Genomic DNA, 24,236 nt, shown 5'->3' with positions numbered 1-24,236 from the left:
CCGGAGCTTCTTACTATTACGCTCTGAACCCGGGATGCTGGCTTCAGGCGGGCGCATTATAACGGCTGAGTAATAATGGGTCTGCCCCCTGCGGGGATTTTTATCAGCAATCGCCGTCGGGCTTGACCTGGCACAGGAGATCTTGATCTAGAGCTTGTTAACACTATTGATCTGAATTGAGTCATGTCAGAAGAGGAAGTGGTTAATGATTAACAGGAAATGCTCTATATGGTTACTCAGTTATTTTCAGTAAATAGTTGACCATTCATATACATCAATATGAGCCAATATGATTGTCAGCAATAAAAAAATGAATAAATTGACCAATAAAAGGCGACTTTCTATTCATTTACGCTGGCTTATTCTATTCGTACTGAGATAATATCCCCGCCATTAAATGATGGCCTAAAAAAATAAAAACAGCCGATAAAAAATTGTCATGGTGACGGTAATTTAAAGGGACCGGAAGATGGAATTCCGGATGGTTGTTTTATGTTTTTTGCATTCTCTCTGAAAAAACCCTGGGTTACATTTTTAACCCTTTCTGTCTTGTTAATTGCACTGGCAACCGGTGTGGTCAATCTGCAATTAACAACGGATTTTCGCACGTATTTCAGTGCCGATAATGCTCAGCTTCAGGCGTTTGAAAAACTCGAATCGGATTTTAATAAACAAGATACGTTAGTTTTTTTATTAACCGCCAGAAATGGTCATGAGGTGTTTGCACCAGCCTCTCTGAATCAAATAAAAGTACTGACGGATAAGGCCTGGCAGCTGCCGTACAGCCGACGTGTCGACTCATTGACGAATTATCAGCGCATGCTGGCTCAGGGCGATGATATTTATGTGGAGGATCTTTTTAATGAAGATTTTTCCGGCTCTGCTGCTGAGTTAGCCGAGTATGCAAAACATCACCCGGCCATTAATCAGCGACTCGTTAATGAAGATCAGACCCTGACACAGGTTATTGTTAACCTGACTTTGCCAAATAATGACCCTCAGGCAACCGCTCAATTAGTTAATGCCAGCCGTGAGTTATTGCAGCAAATCGATTTGTCAGCATTTGATGTGCAATTATCGGGAACGGCTGTGATTAATGTTGCACTAGCGGAAGCAGTTGAGCGTGATATGGCGGCATTAATTCCCGGTAGTTATTTATTAATTTTTACCGCCTTGTTTTTATTAACCCGTTCGTTGGCGGGCTCCTTACTTTCTCTGACCCTGACATTATTCACAGTGGCTGCTGTATTTGGTGTTTTAGGCTGGAGTGGTGCCACGCTGACCCCGGTGGTTGGAGCGGTACCGTCGATGATTATGATTATTGTGGTGGCCGATTGTCTGCATATTCTGGTGTCGTACCAGCATGGATTAAAAGGAGGGCTGGATAAAACAGCCGCGCTGGCCAAAGCTCAGACAATTAATATCAAGCCGGTTCTGATTACCTCCGTTACAACGGCATTGGGCCTGTTGTGCCTGAATTTCAGTGAATCGCCACCTTATCGTGACCTGGGCAATCTGGTTGCGATGGCCGCTTTGCTGGCGGGAGTACTGAGTCTGACCTGGTTTATGGCGTTACTACAACTTTTACCGGCTCCTAAGGTCGCTACTTCCGGGCAGGGGATGAGCGATATGTTGTTGGGTTTTTATCGCCGTTTCATTGCTCCTGCCAAAAAACGCACCTTCGTGATTGCTATGTTGGTGGTATTTGCCTTGGGGTTTGGCTTACACAAGCTGCAGTTTAATGAGCAATGGTATCACTACTACGACGACAGCTTTGCAGTACGTCAGGCGCTGGAAGTGCAGGAACAGCACTTGTACGGCGTCAACTTTATTCAATATTCCATTAGCGCGGCTGATGCTGACTCGGTTTATAACCATCATTATATGGCGCAACTGAAACGGCTGGTGGAATGGTTGGAACAGCAGCCGGGCGTTGGTTATGTCGACAGTGTGCATTATCAGTTGCTGGAAATCAGCCAGAAATTAAATGCCGATCAAGCTGACTTCTATCAGATTCCCACAGACAACGAGACCATTGCTCAGTCGATGTTGTTGTATGAGATGTCTTTACCCTTTGGAATGGGTCTGGAAGAACGTATTAATATTGATAAAACCGCAACACGCCTGACTATTAATTTGTACAAACATACCTCACGGGAACTGGTGGCATTTGATGAAACCGTTCGCGCCTGGAGTGCATTAAATACTCCGGCCCTGAGTCTGACGCCGGGTACTGGTCTGGATATGGTTTTTGCTCAGATTTCTGACCGCAACAGCATCAGTTTATTTGTGGGAACCTTATTCGCACTGGTGCTGATTTCAATCGCCATGATGTGGTTTTTACGTTCTGCCCGGCTGGGTTTTTTAAGCCTGATTCCGAATATTCTACCGGCCTTATTAGCCTATGGTTGCTGGGGGTACATCAGTGGTCAGGTTGACCTGGGATTAAGTATTGTTGCGTGTATGAGCCTTGGACTGGTTGTTGATGACAGCGTGCACTTTCTGACGAAATACCGCTATGCCCGGGAGCAGGGCAAAACGCCTGAACAGGCGGTTGAATTTGCGTTTGCAACCGTGGGGGTGGCGATGCTGATCACCACTGTGGTCTTAGCGGCTGGTTTTGCTTTATTAGTTCTTTCACCATTTTCGCCGACCTGGGGAATGGGTGCGTTAATGAGCCTGACTGTGATATTGGCATTTATTGCTGACATTATTCTCTTGCCTTTGTTATTGCTGTTTTTTGACCGGGATAGCAACCCTTCTGATGAACTGGAAAAAGAATCAAGCGAAGCCAATGAGCTGGCTTCTCCCCCTTTAAATAATTAACTACTGCCCGTTTTAATAATTAAACATTCTTATCTTTTATGGAGTAATGATGATGGAAGTTTCTGTAACTCAAACGGACCCGCTATGGCGCCGCATTGGCGCCTGGATGGATGAGCGTTTTCCGGCTGCGAATGCCTTATTGTTTTTTATTCTTTATCTCGCTACCGCAGTGGTTGCACGAGATGGCAGCGAACAGTCAGGCTTGCAATGGCTGGATATCTTAGCGTGTCTGGTCACCTGGTCGCTGTTTCTGGTTATCCGTATTTTTGATGAACACAAAGATTATGCCATTGATGTTATTAATCATCCGCAACGGGTATTACAGAGTGGCCGTATCACGCTAACACACCTGAAACAGCTGGGTGCAGTTGCCATTTTGGTACAGCTGGCATTTTCCGGGTTGAGTGCCGGAGAAACCGGTGTGATGGTGTGGGCGATTATGTTCGCTTATTTATGTCTGATGGGGGTAGAGTTTTTTTGCGGTGAATGGTTAGAAAAACAGCTGCTGCTTTATGCCTTAACACATATGGCCATTATGCCATTAATTGTTTGGTGGTTAGCCGTATTGGCTAATCCGGTAGTGGCTTTTACTCCGGTATTAATTGCCATGATGAGCTTAGCCTTTGTTAGTGGCTTTTGTTTCGAAATTACCCGTAAAACCCGTGGCCCTGAAGAAGAACGGGATACTGTAGATTCCTATACCAAAATACTGGGTGTTAAAGGTGCTACCTACCTGGTATTTGCGCTGGTCAGCGCCATGGTAATTAACCAGATTACATTATTATGGTTAGCCAATGTTAGCGGATTGATTATTTACGCTGTGTTAGCAGCACTGGTATGGGGGCTGGCGATAAATTCTTTGCTTAGCTTCCTGAAAAATCCAACACTGGAAGGTCGGGAAGCTAACGAAAAAGCCGTCGCGATTACCATGTTGTTGGGTTACGTGCTGGTGATTGCCGGTTTATTGATCGGAGGTGGCGCATGAACTCTCTGACAAAACCTCAGATATTTACCAGTGAAGCCCGTTATGCCTTCGGTCAGGAACACAGTGTTGATATTGAGCTGTTATGTGGTGGTGAAGGCCGTGGTGACGAAAAAAGTGGTGAACAGTGGCGGGCGGCAGAAGCGGTAGATGTATCCAAAAGCCATTTGTGTGTCTTAACCCAGCCTTGTGAATCTCTGGTCGAAGATGCCGTTTGTCACGACATTGTGGTGCGTTTAAATCAGCAAACTTTTTCTCTCAAACACCTGCGTATCAGTAAAGTATCGCTGCTGCCGGATGGGCGTCAGCAACGTATTGTTTTCAGCAATGATGACAGTGAAGACGAAACCGGTCAGGAAAATGCCCGCCAGTTATGGCAAATCAGTTACGCCCTGCGCCTGTTACCGGCACAGCAGGAAGTGTTGCAGTACGATGAATTTAATTTGCCAAAAGTACCGGCCCGTGGCTTGTACACTGAAGAAGCCCGCCAGGAGCGCTTAGCCTTTGCCCGTGAAACAACGGGAGCAACACTGAGCGAAGTAGAACACATTCGTTTGGATCCAAAAGCGCTGGTCAGCAATATCGAGGCATTAATTGGCTCTGTAGAAATTCCGGTGGGTATTGCCGGTCCGCTGCAGATTCTTGGTGATCATGCTAACGGTTTATTTTATGCGCCTATGGCTACTTCTGAAGGTGCTCTGCTGGCATCGGCAACCCGTGGCGCAACGGCGATTTCCCGCTCCGGTGGTGTTCGGGTTAAGGTGCTGGGACAACGTATGTTACGGGTTCCGGTATTTGTTTTAGCGGATTTATCATCGGCCTTATTCTTTGCTGAATGGGTGCAGGATCACCAACAGGAAATTGCTGCTCAAACCCGTAAATATTCTAATTATGCCAATTTGGTTGAGGTTCATGCAGAACTGATGGGGCGCAGTGTGCACGTTCAGTTTGTCTATGAAACCGGTGATGCTGCCGGTCAGAATATGACCACAACCTGCACCTGGCAGGCGTGTCAGTGGATTCTGGCACAGATGCAATCTTTCCCGGGGATTGAGTTCGAAAACTTTTTAATTGAAGCGAATTTATCCAACGATAAAAAAGTCACGTACAACTCTTATTTACGTGGTCGCGGAGTACGGGTACTGGCGGAAACTTTATTAACCGATGACGTTTGTCAGCGGGTTTTGAAAGTCAGTGCCCGCCAGTTATTTACGGCGTACAACCAGTTTGTTGGAGGCAGTATTGCCGCCGGAATGGTGGGGATTAATATTAATATCGCCAATACCATTGGGGCTATGTTTACCGCCACCGGACAGGACATTGCCTGTGTGCATGAATCGGCAATTGGCCAGTTACATATGGAGCTGACCGAAGAAGGCAATGTGTACGCTACTTTGCGACTGCCTTCTCTGGTCGTTGGCACTGTGGGTGGTGGTACCAGCCTGCCACAACAAAAAGAATGTCTGGAATTAATCGGCTGTGCCGGGCCAGGGTGTGCCCATAAACTGGCTGAAGTCATTGCCGGATTCTGTCTGGCACTGGATATTTCTACTTTATCAGCCATCGCCAGTGACCAATTTGCCCGCGCCCATGAAAAACTGGGACGTAACCGTCCGGTGGAGTGGTTAAAGCTGGGGGATTTAAACGAAGCATTTTTCACCGATGCATTAGCCCAGGCTGGTTATCGTGATGCTTCTGTTAATGAGCTACAGCCATTAAGTTTGTCATCCAAAGGCAGCTCAATTATTACCGAGCTGACGGCGCATAAAATTAATAAACTGGTAGGTCATTTCCCTTTCAGTGCAATAACCGAACAGGGTGACAGCTATGATCTGATGGTGAAAGTAAAGCCATTAGATGACGAAGTGATTCTGATGCTGAATTCAATGGCATCGATGTGTGATGCGCGTTTGGCTCATGCGTATAACGAATTTAAAAATCAGCTGGGCTTTAAACAATGCCATCGTCGTGAGCTGGCTGTTATGGCACAAACTGATGAGCGCTTTACCCGCTTTGCACCGAAAACCTATCACACCTGGGAAGACAGCTCGCGCGAAGCCTACGTTATTGTGCAGGAATACCTGAATGATCTGGAGCTGATGGACTCCGCTGACGATACTTCAGGATGGGGCATTGAGCATTTTAATGCCGCCGTTGATGGTATCGCTCAGGTACACAGTATCTGGTATGGCCGAGAGCAGGAATTACAGGCGTTTGATTGGTTAGTTGATGCACCAACGACAGACACCATGACTGAAAAAATGCGCCTGTGGGAAATGTTAGGTGCACATGCCCAGCAGGAATTTCCGGAGTGGTTCAGTGATGAAGATATGGTGCGTTATCGTGATCGTATTTATGCCATGGAGTCCTGGTATCCGAAACTGGATAGCATGAAAAAAACCCTGACTCATAATGATTTTAATCCGCGTAATATCGCCTTCCGCCGTGATGAAAATAATCAGTTAACGTTATGTGCCTATGATTGGGAGCTGGCAACCATGCAGTTGCCACAGCATGATCTGGCTGAATTATTAGCCTTTGCATTGCAGCCGGATTTTGATCCGCAACAGGTTGAAAATCTGATTGAGCGTCACCGTCAGCAACTTCAGGCAGCCAGCGCTACAGATATTGATGCTGATGAATGGCGTTTGGGTTTTACCCTGAGTTTATGGGATCTGGCGGTGTGTCGTTTGCCAATGTATGTGATGGCACATACATTCCGCCACTATCCGTTTATGGAGCGTGTGGTGATGACATCGCGACGTTTATTGGATAACGAACGCAACCGGTTAGAAGCCGCCGGATTTGTTGCAGGAGGCTTAAGTCATGACTGAGTGGTGTATTGATCAACAGCAGGCCAGCCTGATGGCGGCCAATCAATTGGGTGGCAAAGCACACAACCTGGCTTTTTTAAGCCGTTTTGGCTTTAACGTCCCTCAGTGGTGGGTGGTACCGGTAGCGGCTTTTGAATTACAGCTGCAATTATTAACCGATAATGGTGAGACATTAGCCAGCTGGATTCAGCAACAGTTGTTGCCGTTTGCCGGACAGGATGCCAGCACACTCGACAGTGCTCAATTAACTCAGGTGGCTGAAACCATTCAACAGGGGTTAGCCGCTGTGGGGTTACACCCGGAAATTCTGGCGGGTATTCGTGCGGCCTTGCCAGCACAGGATTTAACTCACCATTTCTGGGCGGTACGATCTTCGGTGGTGGGTGAAGACTCGGCCGGTGCTTCATTTGCCGGACAAATGGACAGTTATCTGTATCAGAAAGGCGAGGAGGCTGTTGCAGAATCTGTGCTGCAGGTGATGCAAAGTGCATTTAACAGCCGGGCACTGGCATACCGCTTACAGAAAGGCCTGAGTGTGGTCGATATTCAGGCCGCGGTTATTATTCAGCGCATGTTGGATGCGGATATTTCCGGTGTGATGTTCACCGCCAATCCAGTGAATGGCAATCGCCGGCAGGCATTAATCTCCGCCACCTGGGGTTGTGGTGAAGGTCTGGTTTCCGGCATTTGTAATGCTGATGAAATTACCGTAGAGCTTTATGAAAATACCTTTGACGCTCAGGTTGCTGATAAAGACATTGCGTTGCGTCAGGGGCCACAGGGCGGCACGATAGAACAAGCTGTTGATGAAAACCTGCGCCAGCAGTTGTGTTTATCGGATGCTCAGATTCTGGCATTACGTGATGCAGGCAAGGCCATTGCTGAGCGTTATCAATCGCCACAAGATATTGAATGGTGTGTGTGCGATCAGCAGGTTTATATTCTGCAGGCACGGCCGGTGACATCGCTGCCACAAAAGAATGCCGCGCAGGATCGGTTACAGGTATGGGATAATTCCAATATTCAGGAGTCTTATTGTGGTGTCACAACTCCGCTGACTTTCAGCTTTGCCAATAAAGCCTATAAAACCGTTTACGAACAAACATTACGTTTGCTGGCGGTCAAAGAGGATGTGGTTCAGGCCCATCAGGGAATGCTGGAAAATATGCTGGGGCTGGTACGTGGCCGGGTTTATTACAACATTAATAACTGGTATCGCGGGCTATTGTTTCTGCCGTCGTTTAAAACCAATAAGGCCGACATGGAACGTATGATGGGTCTGCAGGATCCGGTTGACCTGATTCAGGATCGTGAATTAACCCGCAAGGAAAAACTGGCACGTATACCACAGATATTACGTGCGTTATTTTCCATGCTGAGCCGCTTCCGAAAAATGGATTCGTTGGTTGCTGAATTCCGTACCATGTTTGCCCAGCAATATGCCACGGTACCTCGTGAACAACTACACACCTACAGTATGGATCAGCTGATTGCTCTCAGTCGCTCACTGGATGAAAAGTTACTGCAACGCTGGACGACTCCTATTGTTAATGACTTTTACGTCATGATGATGAATGGCAAAGTACATCGCTGGCTGGAGAAAACCGGTATCGAAAATATTGATCTGGTGCAGAATAATTTATTGTCAGGTGAAGAAGGTATCGAAAGTACCGAGCCGACAAAATATTTATTACGCCTGTGTGATCAGGCCCGCACTCAGCCGGTTTTGCTGAGCACCTTGCAGCAGGCTGATAACGAACAATTACTGGCACTGCTGCAACAGCAATTTCCGGATTTTCATGCTCAGTGTCTGGATTATATTGAGCGTTATGGTGATCGTACCATGGGAGAACTGAAGCTGGAGTCTAAAACTCTGCGTCAGGATGCTTCTTTTATGTTCGCGATTATCAAGAACTTTCTCACCCGTGATGATTTAACGCTGGATACCCTGGCGCAAAACGAAGCGAAATTCCGTAGCGACGCTGAGCAACAGGTTTTTCCTCAGTTGAAGCAAAAACTCGGTGCTCGTGCATTATCCCGCTTTAAAAAAGATCTGGCGAAATTACGGGATGCTATTCGTAATCGCGAAAACATGCGTTTAGCCCGTACCCGTATGTTTGGTTTGTATCGTGATATTTATCGTCAGTTAGGCGAGCAGCTGGCTTTTTATGGGCAGCTGGATGATCCGGAAGATATCTTTTATTTAACCATTGAAGATATTTATGCCTACTCAGATGGCCGCAGCGTCAGTGCGATATTGCGACCTTTGGTTGCAGCGCGCAAAGCTGAATTTGCTCAGTATGAAACCGAAGAAGAACCAGCTCATCATTTCCATACCCGTGGTGTTGTGTACTGCAACAATGATTATGAATACCCGTTCCAAGGAGAGGCTCCTGGTTTTGGTGGGGAGCACGGTAATGAGCTGCGGGGAACCGGCTGTTATCCAGGTATTGTTGAAAACAATATTCGCCTGATTTTTTCACCGGAAGACGAACTGAATCTGGATGGTCAGATTTTATGTACTGTTCGTACAGACCCGGGCTGGGCACCTTTATTTCCAACCGCTGGTGGTATTCTGGTCGAACGTGGTTCGACCTTAAGCCACTCTGCCGTGGTTGCCCGTGAGCTGGGAATCCCGGCGGTTGTTGGCATTCCGGGATTAACCTCGATTGTGAAAGATCGTGAGTTGGTTCGTATGGATGGCAGTAGCGGAAAAGTGATACGTCTGGATATGACATCCTCTGAAGAAAAACAATTGGCCCCAGATGATATCGCACTGGAGAATTCCGATGTTATTGCCTGAGTCGTTTTTTGAGGTGGCTCAGGCCATCTATCAGGATGACCCGAATTGGTTAGGGGAGCAGGCTGAAACCATAAAAGCAGCTTTTTCAGATAATCATGATTATCTGAAAAAAGGCGGCAAAGTCTGGGCAGATGCTGTGGTTAATCCGCAGGGTGAGGTTGCCCGGCTGGCGGGGTTTTATGACCCTGCCATGAATATTGAAGGAGCGGCTGTTGCTTACTTTGGTTTCTGGGAAGCATCAAATCATTCAGCGCTGAATGCTTCGTTGTTTCAGCGTTTTGAAGCGTGGGCAAAAGCACAGGGTGCCGAGGTGGTGTACGGGCCAATTAATTTTAATACCTATGGCTTGAACCGTATCCGGCTCTTTTCAGAAGAGGAGGAGGCCGAAGGTGGTGAAACAGCGTCATTTATTGGTGAACCTTATAACCCGGACTATTATTCCGGGTTGCTGGACGACTTAGGGTATAACATTCGTTACCGTTATTTTACCCGTATCACCAATAATCCCAGCCAGTTAGCGGAAGTGGTTGCTCCTATGCTTGAAAGGGGCAAACAAGCGCTGCAGGGTGAGTTCGAATTTCACCGCTTCAACGGAGATTTGTGGCGCCAAAAATTGGATCAGCTGTACCCGATCACCGATCGCATGTTTCGTAATAATTTTGCCTATTCCCCGATTACTAAAGAGCAGTTTATTGCTTCCTGTGGTGAGCCCTTTGCGAAAAAATTATGCCCGCTAAGTTCTGTTTTGGTGACGGATAAGCGCGGCGATATTGCCGGCTATTTTCTGGTGTTTCCGGATTATAGTCCGCTGATTCGACAAGGTCTGGCTACTGCCGATAACGTTAATTTTGACCAACACTTTGATCAGTTGCCATATCCCAGGATGGCGTTGGCAAAAACCGGTGCTGTACACCCGGATTACCGCAAAGCTGGTTTGTTCACCCTGATGTCAATGCAATTAACTTTATGGGGGGAGCCTTATTATCAACGTATTGCTGGTGCCCTGGTTCGTGAAGATAACCCGTCATTAAAGTATGCCCGCAATGGTGAGCAACAACGGGTTTATGCTCTGTATCAAAAATCACTGAAAGAAGATACTCACCAAGTGGATGCCAGTGAAGTTGGTGGTGGTGAAGTTGGTGATAATGAAGTTGATGGCAATGGAGAAAGCGTATGAGCAGCAACTTTTGCCGACACTTTCTGGCGCAGGCTGAGCAATCTCCTGACAGGTTGGCTCTGCGTATTCCTCAGATGCAGGGTGACCTTTGTTTGTCTGAAGAGGTTATTAGTTATGGCGAATTAAATCAGCTTGCCGGTGCCTTACAGCGACACTGGAAACAACAGGATTTAATGCCGGGGGATCGGGTGGTTATCATCGCCAAACCGTCGGTGGCTTTATATGCGGTTGTATTAAGTTTGTTGGCATCGGGGCTGGTGGCTGTGTTTATTGATACCGGCATGGGCAAAACTAAAATTCGTCAGGCGCTGCAGGATGCGAATGCAAAAGCCATTGTCAGTATGAAGTCCGTATTAAAATTTCGTTGGTTAATCCCGGAATTACGAAAAATCAGCAGCTGGTGTATTGATGGTTCTGGTATTTTTTTACGTGCTTTGCCAATGACAGTTCGTGCGGATGATCAGTTACAGTTAATGAGTGCGGCGCAAGGCGATCATGGTTTAATTTCTTTTACTTCGGGCAGTACCGGGCGTCCTAAAGGGGCTGATCGTACCCACAATAGTCTCGATCAGCAGCACTTTGCCATTCGCCATCATTGGCCGGATAAAGACGGGGAGGTTGATAGCCCGTGTTTTCCGGTACTGGTACTACATAACCTCAGTTGTGGCATGACAACGGTGATGCCTAAGGTTGATTTGTCTGCCCCGGCAAAAGTGAACGCTCAGCCGCTGGTGGCTTATTGGCAAGAACATAACGTTGAGCGTATTAGTGGCGCACCGGCGTATTTTTCGGCGATTTGTGATTATTTAATCGCCAACAAAAAAACGTTAAATCAAATCACCAGTTTAAATGTTGGTGGCGCACCGGTTTCCTTATCTTTGGCGAAAAAACTGCGTGCTGTATTCCCGAATGCGTGGGCGCGAATTGCTTACGGTTCCACCGAAGCCGAGCCTATTGCTGCTCTGGATCTGGATGATTATTTAACCGACTCTGATCCTTCTGCAGGTTTATTGGTTGGCCCGATTGTAGATGAAGCTGATGTGCTGGTGGCACAATTGGATGCAACCGGGCAGCCCATTACTTGTGAGCAAGGCGAAGAAGGTGAAATCCTGGTGGCTGGCCCGCATGTGCTGCAAGGGTATTACCATAACCCACAAGCAGACAGCGCCAATAAAATCCCCCGTCCAGCCGGAGATGTCTGGCATCGTACCGGAGATGTGGGCTACTTCGATAATGATCGACGCTTATGGTTAACCGGGCGATTGGCGGATGCCATTGCTCTGGAAAATTCACTCATGCAGCCATTTCCGTTAGAACAACAGCTTGATCAGCTGGGCGATATTCAACGCAGTGCTGTGGTTCAGTGTGGGCAGCAGCTTTGTTTATTTATTGAAGCCAATAAAGCACTAGGTGCGCTTGAAGAACTCATTGCTCCACTTTTACCTCAGGCTCCATGGCAGTTAATTCGTCTGGCAGAAATCCCCGTTGATGGACGGCATAACAGCAAAATTGATCGCCCCGGGCTACGTCAGCAAATGATTGCCGGGAAATTAAAAAATAAACTGGAAGAGCTGACTCTGGTTATCTAATAAAACATCGAGTCGAGAGAAGGGTACGGATTGTTTTTTAAAGCAGCCACAGGATGTGGCGGTAGCGCGGCAGGGCCATGGATGGCCCTTCGGCGCGGCGGCTGAAAAATAATGCGAACCTTTCTCTGCTGGTTATATTTATAGAGAAAAATTAAATGAACTCACCCTGGTTAATTCGTTTAAATCGCGTGGACTGCATTACACTATTAAGTGTGCCGCTGACATTGTTGGCGGTTCATGAAGTATTGCAACAACAGTTGATGTCAGCATTGGCATTGCTATATCTGGCAATGACCGCCGATGCGTTGGATGGCATGTTGGCACGGCGCTGGAATTTGACCCGCAACTTTGGCCGTTATCTTGATGGCTTTATGGATGTGCTGATTTATCTGCTGACTCCGGCGTTGATTTTAATGCAATGGGGTTTTACCGGCGCGTGGCTGATACCGTTAATGCTGATGGTGGGCTGCGGTTGTGTTCGGTTATCTGTATTTAATGAAACCGGCAATCTTGGAGAGGATGACGCTGATGAGGACACTTCAGGTGGTCTTGCTTACCAGGGTATGCCGGTATTCTGGAGCTTGTTTATTATTGCGCCTCTGTTGTGGTTAAACACCTTGGGTATCTTACCAATGCTGGCTGCTCAAATACTGCTGGCCACTTCTTTAACTCTATTCAGCTATCTGATGGTGCGTAAAGCGCGCTTCTTTAAATTCAGCTCGTTAAAACAAATTCTGCTACTGACGTTAGGCGGATTTCTTTTGTGGGCCTTGGCGAGCCCGGAAGACAGTTTGGCAAAAGCTTTGTTGAATGCCGCTTATTTACAGATTCCGGTGGTGATTGGTGGTGTACTGCATATGGTGGTGGTGAGTCGTGACTATCTCCCGGGTCTGGCGAAGCCGATCTGGAAAACGGCATTTGGTGCCAATAAAACCTGGCGTGGCTTTGTGGTGGTACCGGCTTTAACGGCTGCTGGAGCATTAACCTTGTTACCTGTTGAGTGGTTGTTGGGAGACCGATCACCTTTCGCTGATCACTCCTTATTGCTTGCTGGGGCTATTGCCGGATTGGGGTATATGCTGGGTGAGCTGCCTAACTCGTTGGTTAAACGTCGTTTAGGGATTGGTGCCGGGGAGCTGCCGGAGCAAGGTAAGGTTATTACCATCGCGGTAGATCAGCTGGACTCTGCCATTGGCGTTGCTGTTGCTTACTCTATCTGGTTGGGCATCAGTACCGATGTGGCGGTTTGGTATGTCGTCAGCTTCCCGTTGACGGCTTTGATTGTGAAAGACTGGCTGCATAAAAAGGCATTAAAGTCTTCTGCGGTATAGGGTAGGCTCATATTTTTAACAAAATGGTTAATTGAGTGATGGACTACAGCAATAAGTTAAAAACGAACAGGGTGTATACATCGTCATATGCTGGTCGTGACTTTAATCACGAAATGGAAAGTGATCGTGGCCGCGCACTAACCTCTGCGGCAGTTCGTCGTTTGCAACAAAAAACTCAGGTTTTTCCTCTCGAAACTAACGCGGCTGTGCGCAGTCGGTTAACACATTCGTTAGAAGTGCTTCAGGTCGGTCGTTATATTGGCAAGAAGGTGCTGGAAAAGCTGGAGCAGAAAGGCCGGTTGGATGAGTATTATTTAACCGGTGTAACAGAAGGATTTATCAGTGCCATTGAAATAGCCTGTTTATTACATGATATTGGCAATCCACCGTTTGGCCATTTTGGCGAAGAGGCTATTTCACTTTGGGTCGGAAATGAAGTCAGGGAACAGTTTGATAAAAGATTTCACTCTTTGTCTGAAAGTGAAAAATATTTTCAGGATCTGGCTGAATTTGAAGGTAATGCCCAGGGCATCAGAATTCTTCATAGCTTACAAACGCTTAATTTAACTTATACACAGCTGGCATGTTTGCTCAAGTATACGCGTCCGGCTTATGAGCAAAAGCCAACAGATGGAAACTTTGTTTATCGTAAAAAGAAAGCCGGATTTTATCTCTCAGAAAAAAATCTGGTGCAGGAATTAAATAGTGAGTTATCGATTTCAGAGGGTTGCCGTTTTCCGCTGACGTATATTATGGAAGCCGCAGATGATATTTCTTACTGTATTGCTGACTTAGATGATGCGCTTGATAAAGGCATATTAACGGTTGAAAGCTTACATCAATGTATATCCGATACCTGGCATGACTTTGCTGATAATGATAACGCACAAGTCATTTCACAGCGTTATTTGCCCGGTATTGCCGAACAGGCTTTTGAGAAATATGAAGCCGAAGAAGTGAATAAAAATCATGCCTATATCCTGAAGCTACGTACCTCATTAATTAACGATTTGGCTGAGTATGCCGCTAACCGATATATAGAGAATCACCAGGCCGTTTTTGATGGTTCTTTTGATGAACCTCTGATCCACGGCAAAGATGAATACTATTACGCAACTGAAACCCTCAGAAAGATTGCGGTAGATAAGGTTTTCAGTTCCAAAGAAGTTGAAGCGCTGGAATTAAAAGGATATGCGGTAATATCTGGTCTGTTAAAAATTTATTCGCCGTTGATGAATATGAGCTTTGCAGACTTCAGCGATTTATCGGTGAATAATTTTGCTAAGCGATATCCGATTGAAACGCGCCTGTATCATAAACTCTCGGAGAAGCATAAACGGACTTATCGGAATGCCATTAAGGGCCTGGACGGTTGTGATGATAAAAACACAGCATTAATTGAGTACTATCACCGGGTAAGACTGATTATTGATTATGTCAGTGGTATGACCGATCACTTCGCGGTGTCTGAGTATCAGGAGTTATCCGGAGCGGTTTAGGCTGATATCGCCCGATTTCAAAGTGTTTGCGGCGTTATCTCTGGACATAGATAAGCCAGTTCCTATACACTACGCGCCCTTTTACTGGGGTTGGTATGCCTTTTCGAGGGCTTATCAACGCCAAATTCTCAATAAAGATGGCATTTATGCCGGTTTTATTGGGGTATGTTAAACGGCAGGCGATACCAAAACCTGTCATTGATAAACGATCGGAGTGATCAAATTTATGGTAGTTATCCGTTTGGCCCGTGGTGGCTCTAAAAAACGCCCTTTCTATAGCATTAACGTAGCTGACGTTCGCATGCCTCGCGACGGTCGCTTTATCGAGCGTGTTGGGTTCTTCAACCCTGTTGCTCGTGGCCAGGAAGAGCGTCTGCGTGTTGATTTAGAGCGCGTAGAATACTGGATTGGTAAAGGCGCTCAGCCAACTGATCGTGTAGCTAAGTTACTGAAAGACGTTAAGAAAGCAGAAGCTTAATTGGCGCACGGGGAAGTTATGGCAGGTCAGAATGCGGCGCAGGACATCACCATCCTGGGAAAAGTAACTACCGCATTTGGCATTAAGGGCTGGGTGAAAGTGTATTCCTACACCGACCCTATGACCAATATTCTGCAGTATCCCGTTTGGCTGTTGAACATCGGCGGCCAGTGGAAAGAATATAAACTGCGTGACAGTCGTCCCCAAGGCAAAGGGTTAGCGGCAGCGCTGGAAGGTATCAAAGATCGTGATCAGGCTCTGGCCTTATCTCAGGTTGAAATTGGTATTCCGACCAGTGACTTACCGGAACTCGAAGAAGACGAACATTATTGGTTCCAGCTGGAAGGTCTGAAGGTATTTCATGTTTCTGATGAGAATACCGACGGTCAATTGCTGGGCCAGGTAACAGAACTGTTTGATTCCGGCGGCGGCAATCAGGTGATGAAGCTGAAACCCTGCGAAGGCAGTGTGGATAAGCAACAGCGCATGATTCCTTTTGTGGATGCAATTGTTCTGGATGTCGATCTGGATGCTGGTGAGATTCAGGTGGACTGGGACCCGGGTTTTTAATCCGGTACTGAAAACAGCTGGTATGAGATTTGATCTCGATGCGATTTGATATCGTTACGCTATTTCCTGATATGTTTCAGGCGTTGACCGATCACGGTGTTACCGGGCGGGCAGTGAAGCAGGAAAAGGTATCAATTCAGTGTTGGAATCCACGGGATTTCACGCACGATAACTACCAGACTGTGGATGATCGACCGTACGGTGGTGGTCCGGGTATGTTGATGAAAATTCAGCCACTCGAGGACGCTATCCACGCTGCTAAAGCAGCGGCTGGCGAAGGCGCTAAAGTGATTTATATGTCACCTCAGGGCCGTAAGCTGGATCAGCGCGGAGCCGAACAATTGGCTCAGCAACAAAAGCTGATTCTGGTTGCCGGGCGGTACGAAGGCATTGATGAGCGTCTGATCGAAACTGAGATCGACGAAGAGTGGTCGCTGGGAGATTTTGTTCTCAGTGGTGGCGAAATGGCCGCGATGACCATGATGGATGCCGTTATCCGATTAGTTCCTGGCGTTTTAGGCCATGAGCTGTCGGCACAGCAGGATTCATTTTCGGATGGCTTGCTGGATTGTCCACATTATACCCGCCCTGAGCATTACGAAGGGCAAGCAGTACCGGACGTGTTGCTGAGTGGCAACCATGAAAAAATTCGTCAATGGCGACTGAAGCAGTCGTTAGGCCGTACCTGGCAGCGCAGACCCGATTTACTGGATGCGCTGGAACTGACAAACGAGCAACAAAGGTTATTGACAGAGTATCTGGCAGAGCTTGAAGACGGCTCTCCGGACTGTTGAGGAGAAAACAATGAGCAACAAAAACTTAATTATTCAGCAGATTGAAAATGCACAGCTGAAAAGCGATATCCCAGCTTTCGGCCCGGGTGACACTGTCGTTGTACAGGTTAAAGTAAAAGAAGGTACGCGTGAGCGTCTGCAGGCGTTTGAAGGTGTGGTAATCGGTAAGCGTAACCGTGGCCTGAACTCTGCTTTCACTGTACGTAAGATCTCTCACGGTGTTGGCGTTGAGCGTACTTTCCAGACTCACAGCCCACTGGTAGACAGCGTTGAAGTTAAGCGTCGTGGTGACGTTCGTCAGGCGAAACTGTACTACCTGCGTGAGCGTAGCGGTAAGTCTGCACGTATCAAAGAGAAGCTGGCTAAGCAAAGCTAATAACAAGTGGTTAAAAACTACCTACGTTGCCATTGCAGCGTTAAAAATTAGCTTAAAATGCTCATTTATTACTTATAAACTGCGCTTTTTCGCTAATTTTTGCCTTGCATTGACTTCCTCGGAAACGTTTTTAACTAACTTGTATCGCTTTGGCTTGACTAAGCTTTACCAAAAAAACGGATGCAAACTCAGTTTGTGTCCGTTTTTTTATGCCTGCTTCCTGTTGCCGGCAGCAAATTACGTTATGCTTGGCGTCACTGTTTACCCTATCAAAAGTGAGGGGCCGGTTTATTGAGGCTGGTCAGAACGGATATTGCTCAGAACGTGTATTACTCGGAGAGCTGGCAATATTTCGGTGAACTCCTTTTGAATTTAACAATCTAATGGCATTAGTTCTGCCGCTTGTTGGCAATTAAAGTACAAGGTTATCGAATGAAAAAGACGTTAATGGCCCTGATGTGTGGTCTTGTTATGGCAGGTCCGTTACAGGCGGAAGAAGTTAAAAGTGCACCGGTTGATCTGGCGAAACAGGTTGAAGGTAAGTTAGTCTCTGCTTTTGGTCCACGCCTGAAAGTGCGTGAAGTAGCCCCTGTTGCCAGTGGTCAGATGCTGGAAGTCACACTGATTGACGGCACTGTGATGCATATGACGCCGGATACCAATAACTTTATTTACCGTGATGAATTGTATCAGTTGTCGGCAACCGGCCCGGTGAACATTACCCAGGCACGTTTGAATCCAAAGCGTGCGGATAAGCTGGCAGCGGTTGCGGATAAAGATACCGTTTTCTTCCAGGCTCAGGGTGAACAGAAAGCCTTGATTAACGTGTTTACCGATATTGATTGTGGCTACTGTCAGAAGCTGCATCAGGAAATTCCACGCTTGAATGAGCTAGGTGTTTCTGTCCGTTATCTGGCGTATCCACGAGCTGGGATCAAAAGCCCACAAACCGGTTTGCTGACCCAGTCTTATCAGAAGATTAACTACGTTTGGTGTCAGGATGATCGCAAACAAGCGATGACCAGCATGAAAACCAATCAGCGTGAACTGAGCTTGTTAGGTCGTCGTATGAGCCCAAGTGCACCAGAAGCTACTCAGGAACAGTTCCGTGCGATTCAGGCGCAAATGGGTTCGATGCTGGCAGACAGCAAAGATTGTGGCGCACCCATTGCGGCTCAGTATGCGCTGGGTGGTGAGTTAGGTGTTACTGGTACACCGGCGATCATTACTCAGGACGGCCAGTTGTTCCCGGGTTATATGCCTGCCGATGATCTGGCGGCCCGTTTAGGTATTAACTAAAACGCTGTATGCCATCTGAATTAGAGCAGGATTGTTTTTCAATGGCAGCAACAGGATGTTGCAGGCACATCGCGGCACATGGATGTGCCTTGCGATGTGTGCGGCTGAAAAAATAATGCTGCTCAATTCTCTGCGTAATAGAAACAAAAAGCCCGCGTTATTACTGTTTAGTTAATAACGCGGGCTTTTGTTTGGCGGCCAGATGGCGGCCGTTAATCGAGATTAATTTCTACCATCAGATCATTTGAAATCGCTTCCAGTGCATCCGTCAGCTCATCTGATTCAAAGTCCTGCGGCACACGTAAATGCGCTTCGGTGCGGAACAGTGGAACGGCAGACATTTCAGCACTTTCGCAGTTGGTGGTTAACTCCAGTACGTTAACGCCCAGCTTAGCCAGTGTTTGAGACACTTCCCGTACGATACCCGGGCGGTCATTGCCGACCAGATTAAGAGTCAGGTCTTTACTCGATACGCTATCGCCAGCTTCTTTGCTGTGCTCTGCATTCACCACAATACCGCTGCCGCTCAGTGACGCCAGGGCGCTTACCAGGGTATTACTTTTTTCTTCATCAATACTGACGCGTAAAATTCCTGCGAATTTACCGGCCATGTGAGACATGCGGCTTTCCAACCAGTTGCCGCCTTGTTCTGCAATCACAGCAGACAGTTGTTCGACGATGCCGGGTTTGTCATCTGCGATGACGGTGAGCACTAAAAAAGTTGACATGTCATGTCCTTACAAAATCATAAAACAAGAAGAGTGTGACTCCAGTGTTTGACCTTAGCACAGGCACCCGGGCTTTATAAGCGGCTTGATTGGCGGAATCATCATATAAGCAGTTCAGGCAGGGCAGCCTTTATGGTACATTGCTGCACTTTCTGAATCGGGGCATCAAACGATAGAAACCCCGGACAACAACGACTTGATAGAGATTATTCTCGAGAGGAGATGACCTTGAAACCGGTTAAAGTAGGTATCTGTGGTTTAGGTACAGTTGGTGGTGGTACGTTTAATGTTCTGACCAGCAATGCACAAGACATTGCTCGCCGGGCAGGTCGTGAGATTATTGTTGAGCAGATTGCGACCCGCAGTGATAACCCAGCGTGTGATACGTCAGCGGTTGCAGTAACTGACGATGCCTTTGCCGTAGCAAAAAATCCGGAAATTGATGTTGTTGTTGAGCTGATTGGTGGCTACGACGTTGCCCGTGAACTGGTATTAACGGCCATTGAAAACGGCAAGCACGTTGTTACAGCCAACAAAGCATTAATTGCGGTATACGGTGCAGAAATTTTTGCTGCTGCTGAAGCCAAAGGCGTTTCTGTAATGTACGAAGCAGGCGTTGCTGGCGGTATTCCAATTATTAAAGCCGTTCGTGAAGGCCTGGCGGCTAACAGCATTAACTGGCTGGCGGGCATCATTAACGGTACGGGTAACTTTATCCTGACTGAAATGCGCGACAAAGGCCGTGATTTTGCTGACGTATTAAAAGAAGCTCAGGAGCTGGGTTACGCTGAAGCCGATCCGACTTTTGATGTGGAAGGCATCGATGCGGCGCACAAGCTGACCATTCTGTCTTCGATTGCCTACGGCATCCCACTGCAATTTGACCGTTGTTACACCGAAGGTATCGGCAATATTACTCCGGATGATGTCGAATACGCTGAAGAGCTGGGTTACCGTATCAAACACCTGGGTGTTAGCCGTCGTGCCGAAAACGGTATCGACTTGCGCGTTCATCCAACCATGATTCCGGTAGGCCGCCCGATTGCGACTGTTGATGGTGTTCTGAATGCCGTCATGGTCAACGGTGATGCGGTTGGTGATACCTTATACGTTGGCGCTGGCGCTGGCGCTGGCCCAACGGCTTCAGCCGTGGTTGCGGATATTATTGATCTGGCACGCAGCTTCGATGCACCGGCTTCGGCCCGTGTTAACCACCTGGCATTCAACAGCATTGATGATGTTACTGTGCTGCCAATGGACGAAGTAGAAACCGCTTATTATCTGCGTATCGAAGCACAGGATAAAGCCGGTGTGCTGGCCAATGTAGCTTCCATTCTGAGTGAGCGTGGCATCAATATCGAAGCCATTATTCAGAAAGAACCAAAAGAAGGTGAAACGCTGGCGCAAATTATTCTGCTGACCCATCGTATCGTTGAAAAAACCATGAACGACGCAATCACTGAGATTCAGGGGCTGGACAGCACGGTTGGTGATGTTACCCGCATTCGTGTTGAGCATCTGAACTGATTTTAGCCAGTTCGGTTACTGGAAAAGCCGCTGCTGAGTCGATCAGTAGCGGCTTTTTTTGGCTCGTTTAGACCCTTTTTCTTAAAAAACAAATAAAAATAACGATTATTTTGTTACGACTTGTAACTAGGTGTTGATCAAAAAAACGCCAGTGAGTAGTCTGCGTCGCGCTTTTTGGCCTAATTAGATGGAGGCGTCGGTGCAAGCGTTTAAAATAATAATACTGCTTAGTAGTGTTTTCGTATTCGGAAGCAGCCAGGTTTATGCCGCAGTCGCGGAATCGGATATTCAGCGTTTAGGTAATGACCTAACCCCGGTGGGTGCTGAAAAGTTGGGCAATGGTGAAGATATTCCTGCCTGGCGTGGTGGCCTGAAACCAGACCCTCTGTTACAGCCCGGTGCATTTCACCCGGATCCTTTTAAAGATGACCAGCCGCGCTTTCGTATCACGGCTAGTAATATTGACCAGCACGAAAAACGCTTAAGTGAAGGCCAGAAGCAGTTACTGAAAACTTTCCCGGATCTGTTTTTTGATGTCTATCCAAGCCGTCGTTCCGCGTCATATCCAGACTATGTTTATGATGCTGTTAAAGCCAATGCAGCTTCAGCAGAATTACTAAAATATGGCTCAGGTGTTACGGGGGCGACTATGTCTTCACCGTTTCCGATTCCAAAAAACGGGCTGGAAGTGTTATGGAATCATACGTTGCGTTTTCGCGGGCATTCATTCTCGTTTGTGGATTACACCACCTCTGTAATCAAAAATGGCAGCCGCAGTGACCAGCTGCGTGACCATCAATACTTTTTTGCTTACAGTTCGCCCGGCATTTCTCCAGAAACACTGGATAATAAAATCTTTTTCCTGAAGCGTAAGACATTGGCGCCAGCCAATCTGTCTGGGCGTATCACGCTGGTTCATGAAACTCTGGATCAGGTGCGTTCACCACGAAAGTCCTGGTTATACCAGCCCGGCGAGCGACGTTTGCGTCGTGCACCGGATCTGGCGTATGACTCGCCGGATGAGAGTACCAACTCGGTACGTACTATTGATCAGGTGGATATGTTTAATGGTGCACCAGATTTTTATAACTGGCAGTTGATTGGTAAGCAGGAATTGTATATTCCTTATAACGCTTACAAACTGCATCAGGGAGAGCTGACTAACGATGATATCTTGCTGGAAAAACACATTAATTCCAGCCTGTTACGTTATGAGCCACACCGTGTCTGGGTGATTGAAGCCACATTACGATTAGGCTTTGAGCATAAATATGCCAAGCGTCGTTATTATATTGATGAAGACTCCTGGTCAATTGTGCTGGCAGAAGAATACGGTGAAAATGGCGAGTTATTACAATTCACCGAAGCACACACCATTAATTTCTATGATATCCAGCTGGTCTACCCAACCCTGGAAGTGACGTATGATCTGGAAGATGGCGGTTACTTTGCTGAGGGGCTGGACAATGAGCGGGGCTCAACCCTGAACTTCAGTGAGTCTTATACTAAGCGGGACTTCTCGACCAGTGCAGTCCGTCGCGAAGCCCGACGTTAATCCTGGCTTTTCTGTTACACTGGCGACTCCTTGATGATGATGTGATTCGCCAGTGCGTCTTTTTTATTCTGCTGTTATTTTCCTGCTATGTGTTCTGGTTTCTCCGCTTTATGCGGTGGAGTTACCGGATAACTTTTCAGAACTGCCGGAAGATGTTCAGGCCGTTATCCTTGAATACACTTTTTTTTCAGAGCAGGCCGATAAAGTCTGGGGGAATGAGTTTGAAGAAAGCTCAATTCACTCCATGGTTAAATATCTCGATGACTTCCATACCCGGGTGCGTATTGATTTTTCCCGCGGCAATATCCGAGTTGAAAGTCAGGGGTCAAAAACTCCTATTCAATCGTTACAAAAAGCCATCAGTGCCACCTTATTAACCCCAGCCAATCCCAATGCCATTGACCTGTATACTGCGGCTGATTTTGGTTTAACCGGAAAACCGTTTTTAGCTGGGCAGGTTGTTGATCAGAATGGCAAACATATTCTTTACCCCTGGCGGGCAGAGCGCTTTGCCCGTTACCTGACCTCAGTAAAGTTAAAAAAACACGGCGCGCGCTATTGGGTGGATATTCCCATGGTGGGTAACTATAAAAAAATCAGTGCTGGTCGATATCATTATCCTGTTGCTCAGGCTGCGAAAAAATATCGTTTATCAGAGGCACTAATTCTGGCCGTTATTGAAACAGAAAGCAGTTTTAATCCAATGGCGGTTTCTCATGCCAATGCCTATGGTCTGATGCAAGTGATGAGAAATACTGCCGGTAAAGATGTGTTCCAACGCATTTATAAACGCCGCGATAAACCTACACGCCAGTATTTATTAAATCCGGAAAAAAATATTGATGCCGGGTCGGCGTATTTATCCATACTCAGAGATGTCTATTTAAAAGACATTCGCGGCTGGCTGAAAAAAGAATACTGTATGATCGCAGCCTACAATGGTGGAGCGGGGAATTTATTTAAAGCGTTTCATCCGAATCGAAAAAAAGCCATTGCTAAAATTAATGCCATGAGCACAGAGCAGGTGTATCGCCATATCGTGAGTCGTCACCCCAAAGCGGAATCACGTAATTACCTGAAAAAAGTTACCCGGTTTAAGAAAAAATATGTCAATTGGTAGTATGTCTGTTAATAATGATTCGGTTAACAAGTTGTCAGAAGCGCTGATGTTGCCCGGTGCCCGTTTACAGCAATCCCTGATACAGCAAACACAAGCGCAGCAAACACAAGGTCAGCAGTTACAACTCTGGTTGCTGGACATTGATGCGGAACAGATTCAACTGGATGCTGCAGCCATTGGTTTATTCTGGCAACAATTACCTTATTGGGCGTTTGCCTGGGCCGGCGGCCGGATATTGGCGCAGTTTATTCTTGATCACCCTCACTATGTGGCAGGTAAGCGAGTGCTGGATTTTGGTTGTGGCTCTGGTTTAGTAGGCATTGCCGCTGCCAAAGCCGGGGCTGAAGCCGTGTATGTAGCGGATCTGGATCCGAACGCTCTACTGGCGGCGCAACAGAATGCTGACTTAAATAAGGTCGAAGTTAATGTCGTGCAGCCAGGCAATTGTTGGCCTGAGGTTGATCTGTTGTTGGCCAGTGATGTGTTGTACGACATCAGCTCCAGTGATGATTTACGCCAGTTGATGCTGGACATTCCAGATTGGTTGTTAGCAGAAAGTCCGAAGGTTGCACCGGACTGGATCAGGCTGAAAACCTTGTGGTGCAAGACAACGTCAACCTTGCCTGCGATTGGGGATTTTGATGAGGCCGTCACTCTGTCTGTCTATGGTCGCCATCCGTGAGCTGTGTTACAAGATATTCTGATTAATGATGGAAGTATTGCAATGACTGATGTTCGTAAACTTGTT

The 24,236-nt window shown here is 47.1% G+C and carries 18 protein-coding genes; 17 read left to right on the top strand and 1 reads right to left on the bottom strand.

Annotated features, from left to right (window positions below; genetic code table 11):
* The first annotated feature begins 492 nt into the window (after nt 1-492).
* The 13 genes from ACO05E_RS02270 to ACO05E_RS02210 all read left to right on the top strand — a co-directional run bounded on the left by ACO05E_RS02270 (nt 493) and on the right by ACO05E_RS02210 (nt 18,558).
* Entirely contained in the window at nt 493-2,826 is a 2,334-nt protein-coding gene (locus ACO05E_RS02270) for an efflux RND transporter permease subunit (protein WP_419811378.1), read from the top strand.
* 49 nt (nt 2,827-2,875) lie between these two features.
* On the top strand, nt 2,876-3,811 hold the full coding sequence (locus tag ACO05E_RS02265; RefSeq protein WP_419811377.1) for a hypothetical protein: 936 nt from the start codon (nt 2,876-2,878) through the stop codon (nt 3,809-3,811).
* Nucleotides 3,808-6,642 (top strand): phosphotransferase, encoded by a 2,835-nt coding sequence (locus ACO05E_RS02260; RefSeq protein WP_419811376.1) that lies wholly within the window; start codon nt 3,808-3,810, stop codon nt 6,640-6,642. Before ACO05E_RS02265 ends, ACO05E_RS02260 begins: the two co-directional genes overlap by 4 nt.
* Nucleotides 6,635-9,445: a phosphoenolpyruvate synthase gene (locus ACO05E_RS02255; RefSeq protein ID WP_419811375.1), complete on the top strand. Its 2,811-nt coding sequence runs from the start codon at nt 6,635-6,637 to the stop codon at nt 9,443-9,445. The genes ACO05E_RS02260 and ACO05E_RS02255 overlap by 8 nt, the downstream gene beginning before the upstream one ends.
* Complete coding sequence (locus tag ACO05E_RS02250; protein ID WP_419811374.1) at nt 9,432-10,622, top strand: hypothetical protein; 1,191 nt, start codon at nt 9,432-9,434, stop codon at nt 10,620-10,622. The genes ACO05E_RS02255 and ACO05E_RS02250 overlap by 14 nt, the downstream gene beginning before the upstream one ends.
* The gene (locus tag ACO05E_RS02245; RefSeq protein ID WP_419811373.1) at nt 10,619-12,211 is read left to right on the top strand and encodes an AMP-binding protein; all 1,593 of its coding nucleotides are present in this window, start codon (nt 10,619-10,621) and stop codon (nt 12,209-12,211) included. The genes ACO05E_RS02250 and ACO05E_RS02245 overlap by 4 nt, the downstream gene beginning before the upstream one ends.
* A 155-nt stretch (nt 12,212-12,366) precedes the next feature.
* Nucleotides 12,367-13,542 carry a CDP-alcohol phosphatidyltransferase family protein gene (locus tag ACO05E_RS02240; protein ID WP_419811372.1) on the top strand — a complete coding sequence of 392 codons (1,176 nt, stop codon included), beginning with the start codon at nt 12,367-12,369 and terminating at the stop codon, nt 13,540-13,542.
* Between the two features lie 38 nt (nt 13,543-13,580).
* The gene (gene dgt / locus ACO05E_RS02235) at nt 13,581-15,041 is read left to right on the top strand and encodes a dGTPase (protein WP_419813646.1); all 1,461 of its coding nucleotides are present in this window, start codon (nt 13,581-13,583) and stop codon (nt 15,039-15,041) included.
* A 226-nt stretch (nt 15,042-15,267) separates the two neighbouring features.
* Nucleotides 15,268-15,519: a 30S ribosomal protein S16 gene (gene rpsP, locus ACO05E_RS02230; RefSeq protein WP_068654437.1), complete on the top strand. Its 252-nt coding sequence runs from the start codon at nt 15,268-15,270 to the stop codon at nt 15,517-15,519.
* Between the two features lie 18 nt (nt 15,520-15,537).
* Nucleotides 15,538-16,089, top strand: coding sequence for a ribosome maturation factor RimM (rimM, locus tag ACO05E_RS02225; protein WP_419811371.1), 552 nt, complete (start codon nt 15,538-15,540; stop codon nt 16,087-16,089).
* 38 nt (nt 16,090-16,127) lie between these two features.
* Complete coding sequence (gene trmD / locus ACO05E_RS02220; protein ID WP_419811370.1) at nt 16,128-16,883, top strand: tRNA (guanosine(37)-N1)-methyltransferase TrmD; 756 nt, start codon at nt 16,128-16,130, stop codon at nt 16,881-16,883.
* Nucleotides 16,884-16,893: 10 nt separating this feature from the next.
* The gene (gene rplS, locus ACO05E_RS02215; RefSeq protein WP_419811369.1) at nt 16,894-17,259 is read left to right on the top strand and encodes a 50S ribosomal protein L19; all 366 of its coding nucleotides are present in this window, start codon (nt 16,894-16,896) and stop codon (nt 17,257-17,259) included.
* 432 nt (nt 17,260-17,691) lie between these two features.
* Nucleotides 17,692-18,558 carry a thioredoxin fold domain-containing protein gene (locus ACO05E_RS02210; RefSeq protein ID WP_419811368.1) on the top strand — a complete coding sequence of 289 codons (867 nt, stop codon included), beginning with the start codon at nt 17,692-17,694 and terminating at the stop codon, nt 18,556-18,558.
* Nucleotides 18,559-18,770: 212 nt separating this feature from the next.
* On the opposite strand, the gene ACO05E_RS02205 is transcribed toward ACO05E_RS02210, so the two are convergent.
* The gene (locus ACO05E_RS02205) at nt 18,771-19,286 is read right to left on the bottom strand and encodes a glycine cleavage system protein R (RefSeq protein ID WP_419811367.1); all 516 of its coding nucleotides are present in this window, start codon (nt 19,284-19,286) and stop codon (nt 18,771-18,773) included.
* A 228-nt stretch (nt 19,287-19,514) separates the two neighbouring features.
* Here ACO05E_RS02205 and ACO05E_RS02200 point away from each other — a divergent pair, with 228 nt between their 5' ends.
* The 4 genes from ACO05E_RS02200 to ACO05E_RS02185 all read left to right on the top strand — a co-directional run bounded on the left by ACO05E_RS02200 (nt 19,515) and on the right by ACO05E_RS02185 (nt 24,170).
* The gene (locus ACO05E_RS02200; protein ID WP_419811366.1) at nt 19,515-20,813 is read left to right on the top strand and encodes a homoserine dehydrogenase; all 1,299 of its coding nucleotides are present in this window, start codon (nt 19,515-19,517) and stop codon (nt 20,811-20,813) included.
* Nucleotides 20,814-21,012: 199 nt separating this feature from the next.
* Nucleotides 21,013-22,368, top strand: a complete 1,356-nt coding sequence (locus tag ACO05E_RS02195) for a DUF1329 domain-containing protein (RefSeq protein WP_419811365.1) — start codon at nt 21,013-21,015, stop codon at nt 22,366-22,368.
* Nucleotides 22,369-22,420: 52 nt separating this feature from the next.
* Nucleotides 22,421-23,488: a murein transglycosylase domain-containing protein gene (locus tag ACO05E_RS02190; RefSeq protein ID WP_419811364.1), complete on the top strand. Its 1,068-nt coding sequence runs from the start codon at nt 22,421-22,423 to the stop codon at nt 23,486-23,488.
* On the top strand, nt 23,475-24,170 hold the full coding sequence (locus ACO05E_RS02185) for a class I SAM-dependent methyltransferase (RefSeq protein WP_419811363.1): 696 nt from the start codon (nt 23,475-23,477) through the stop codon (nt 24,168-24,170). Before ACO05E_RS02190 ends, ACO05E_RS02185 begins: the two co-directional genes overlap by 14 nt.
* The last annotated feature ends 66 nt before the right edge of the window (nt 24,171-24,236 follow it).

The organism is Bacterioplanoides sp. (assembly GCF_965226395.1).
Taxonomy (GTDB): domain Bacteria; phylum Pseudomonadota; class Gammaproteobacteria; order Pseudomonadales; family Oceanobacteraceae; genus Bacterioplanoides.
This window is presented reverse-complemented; position numbering and strand designations above follow the sequence as displayed.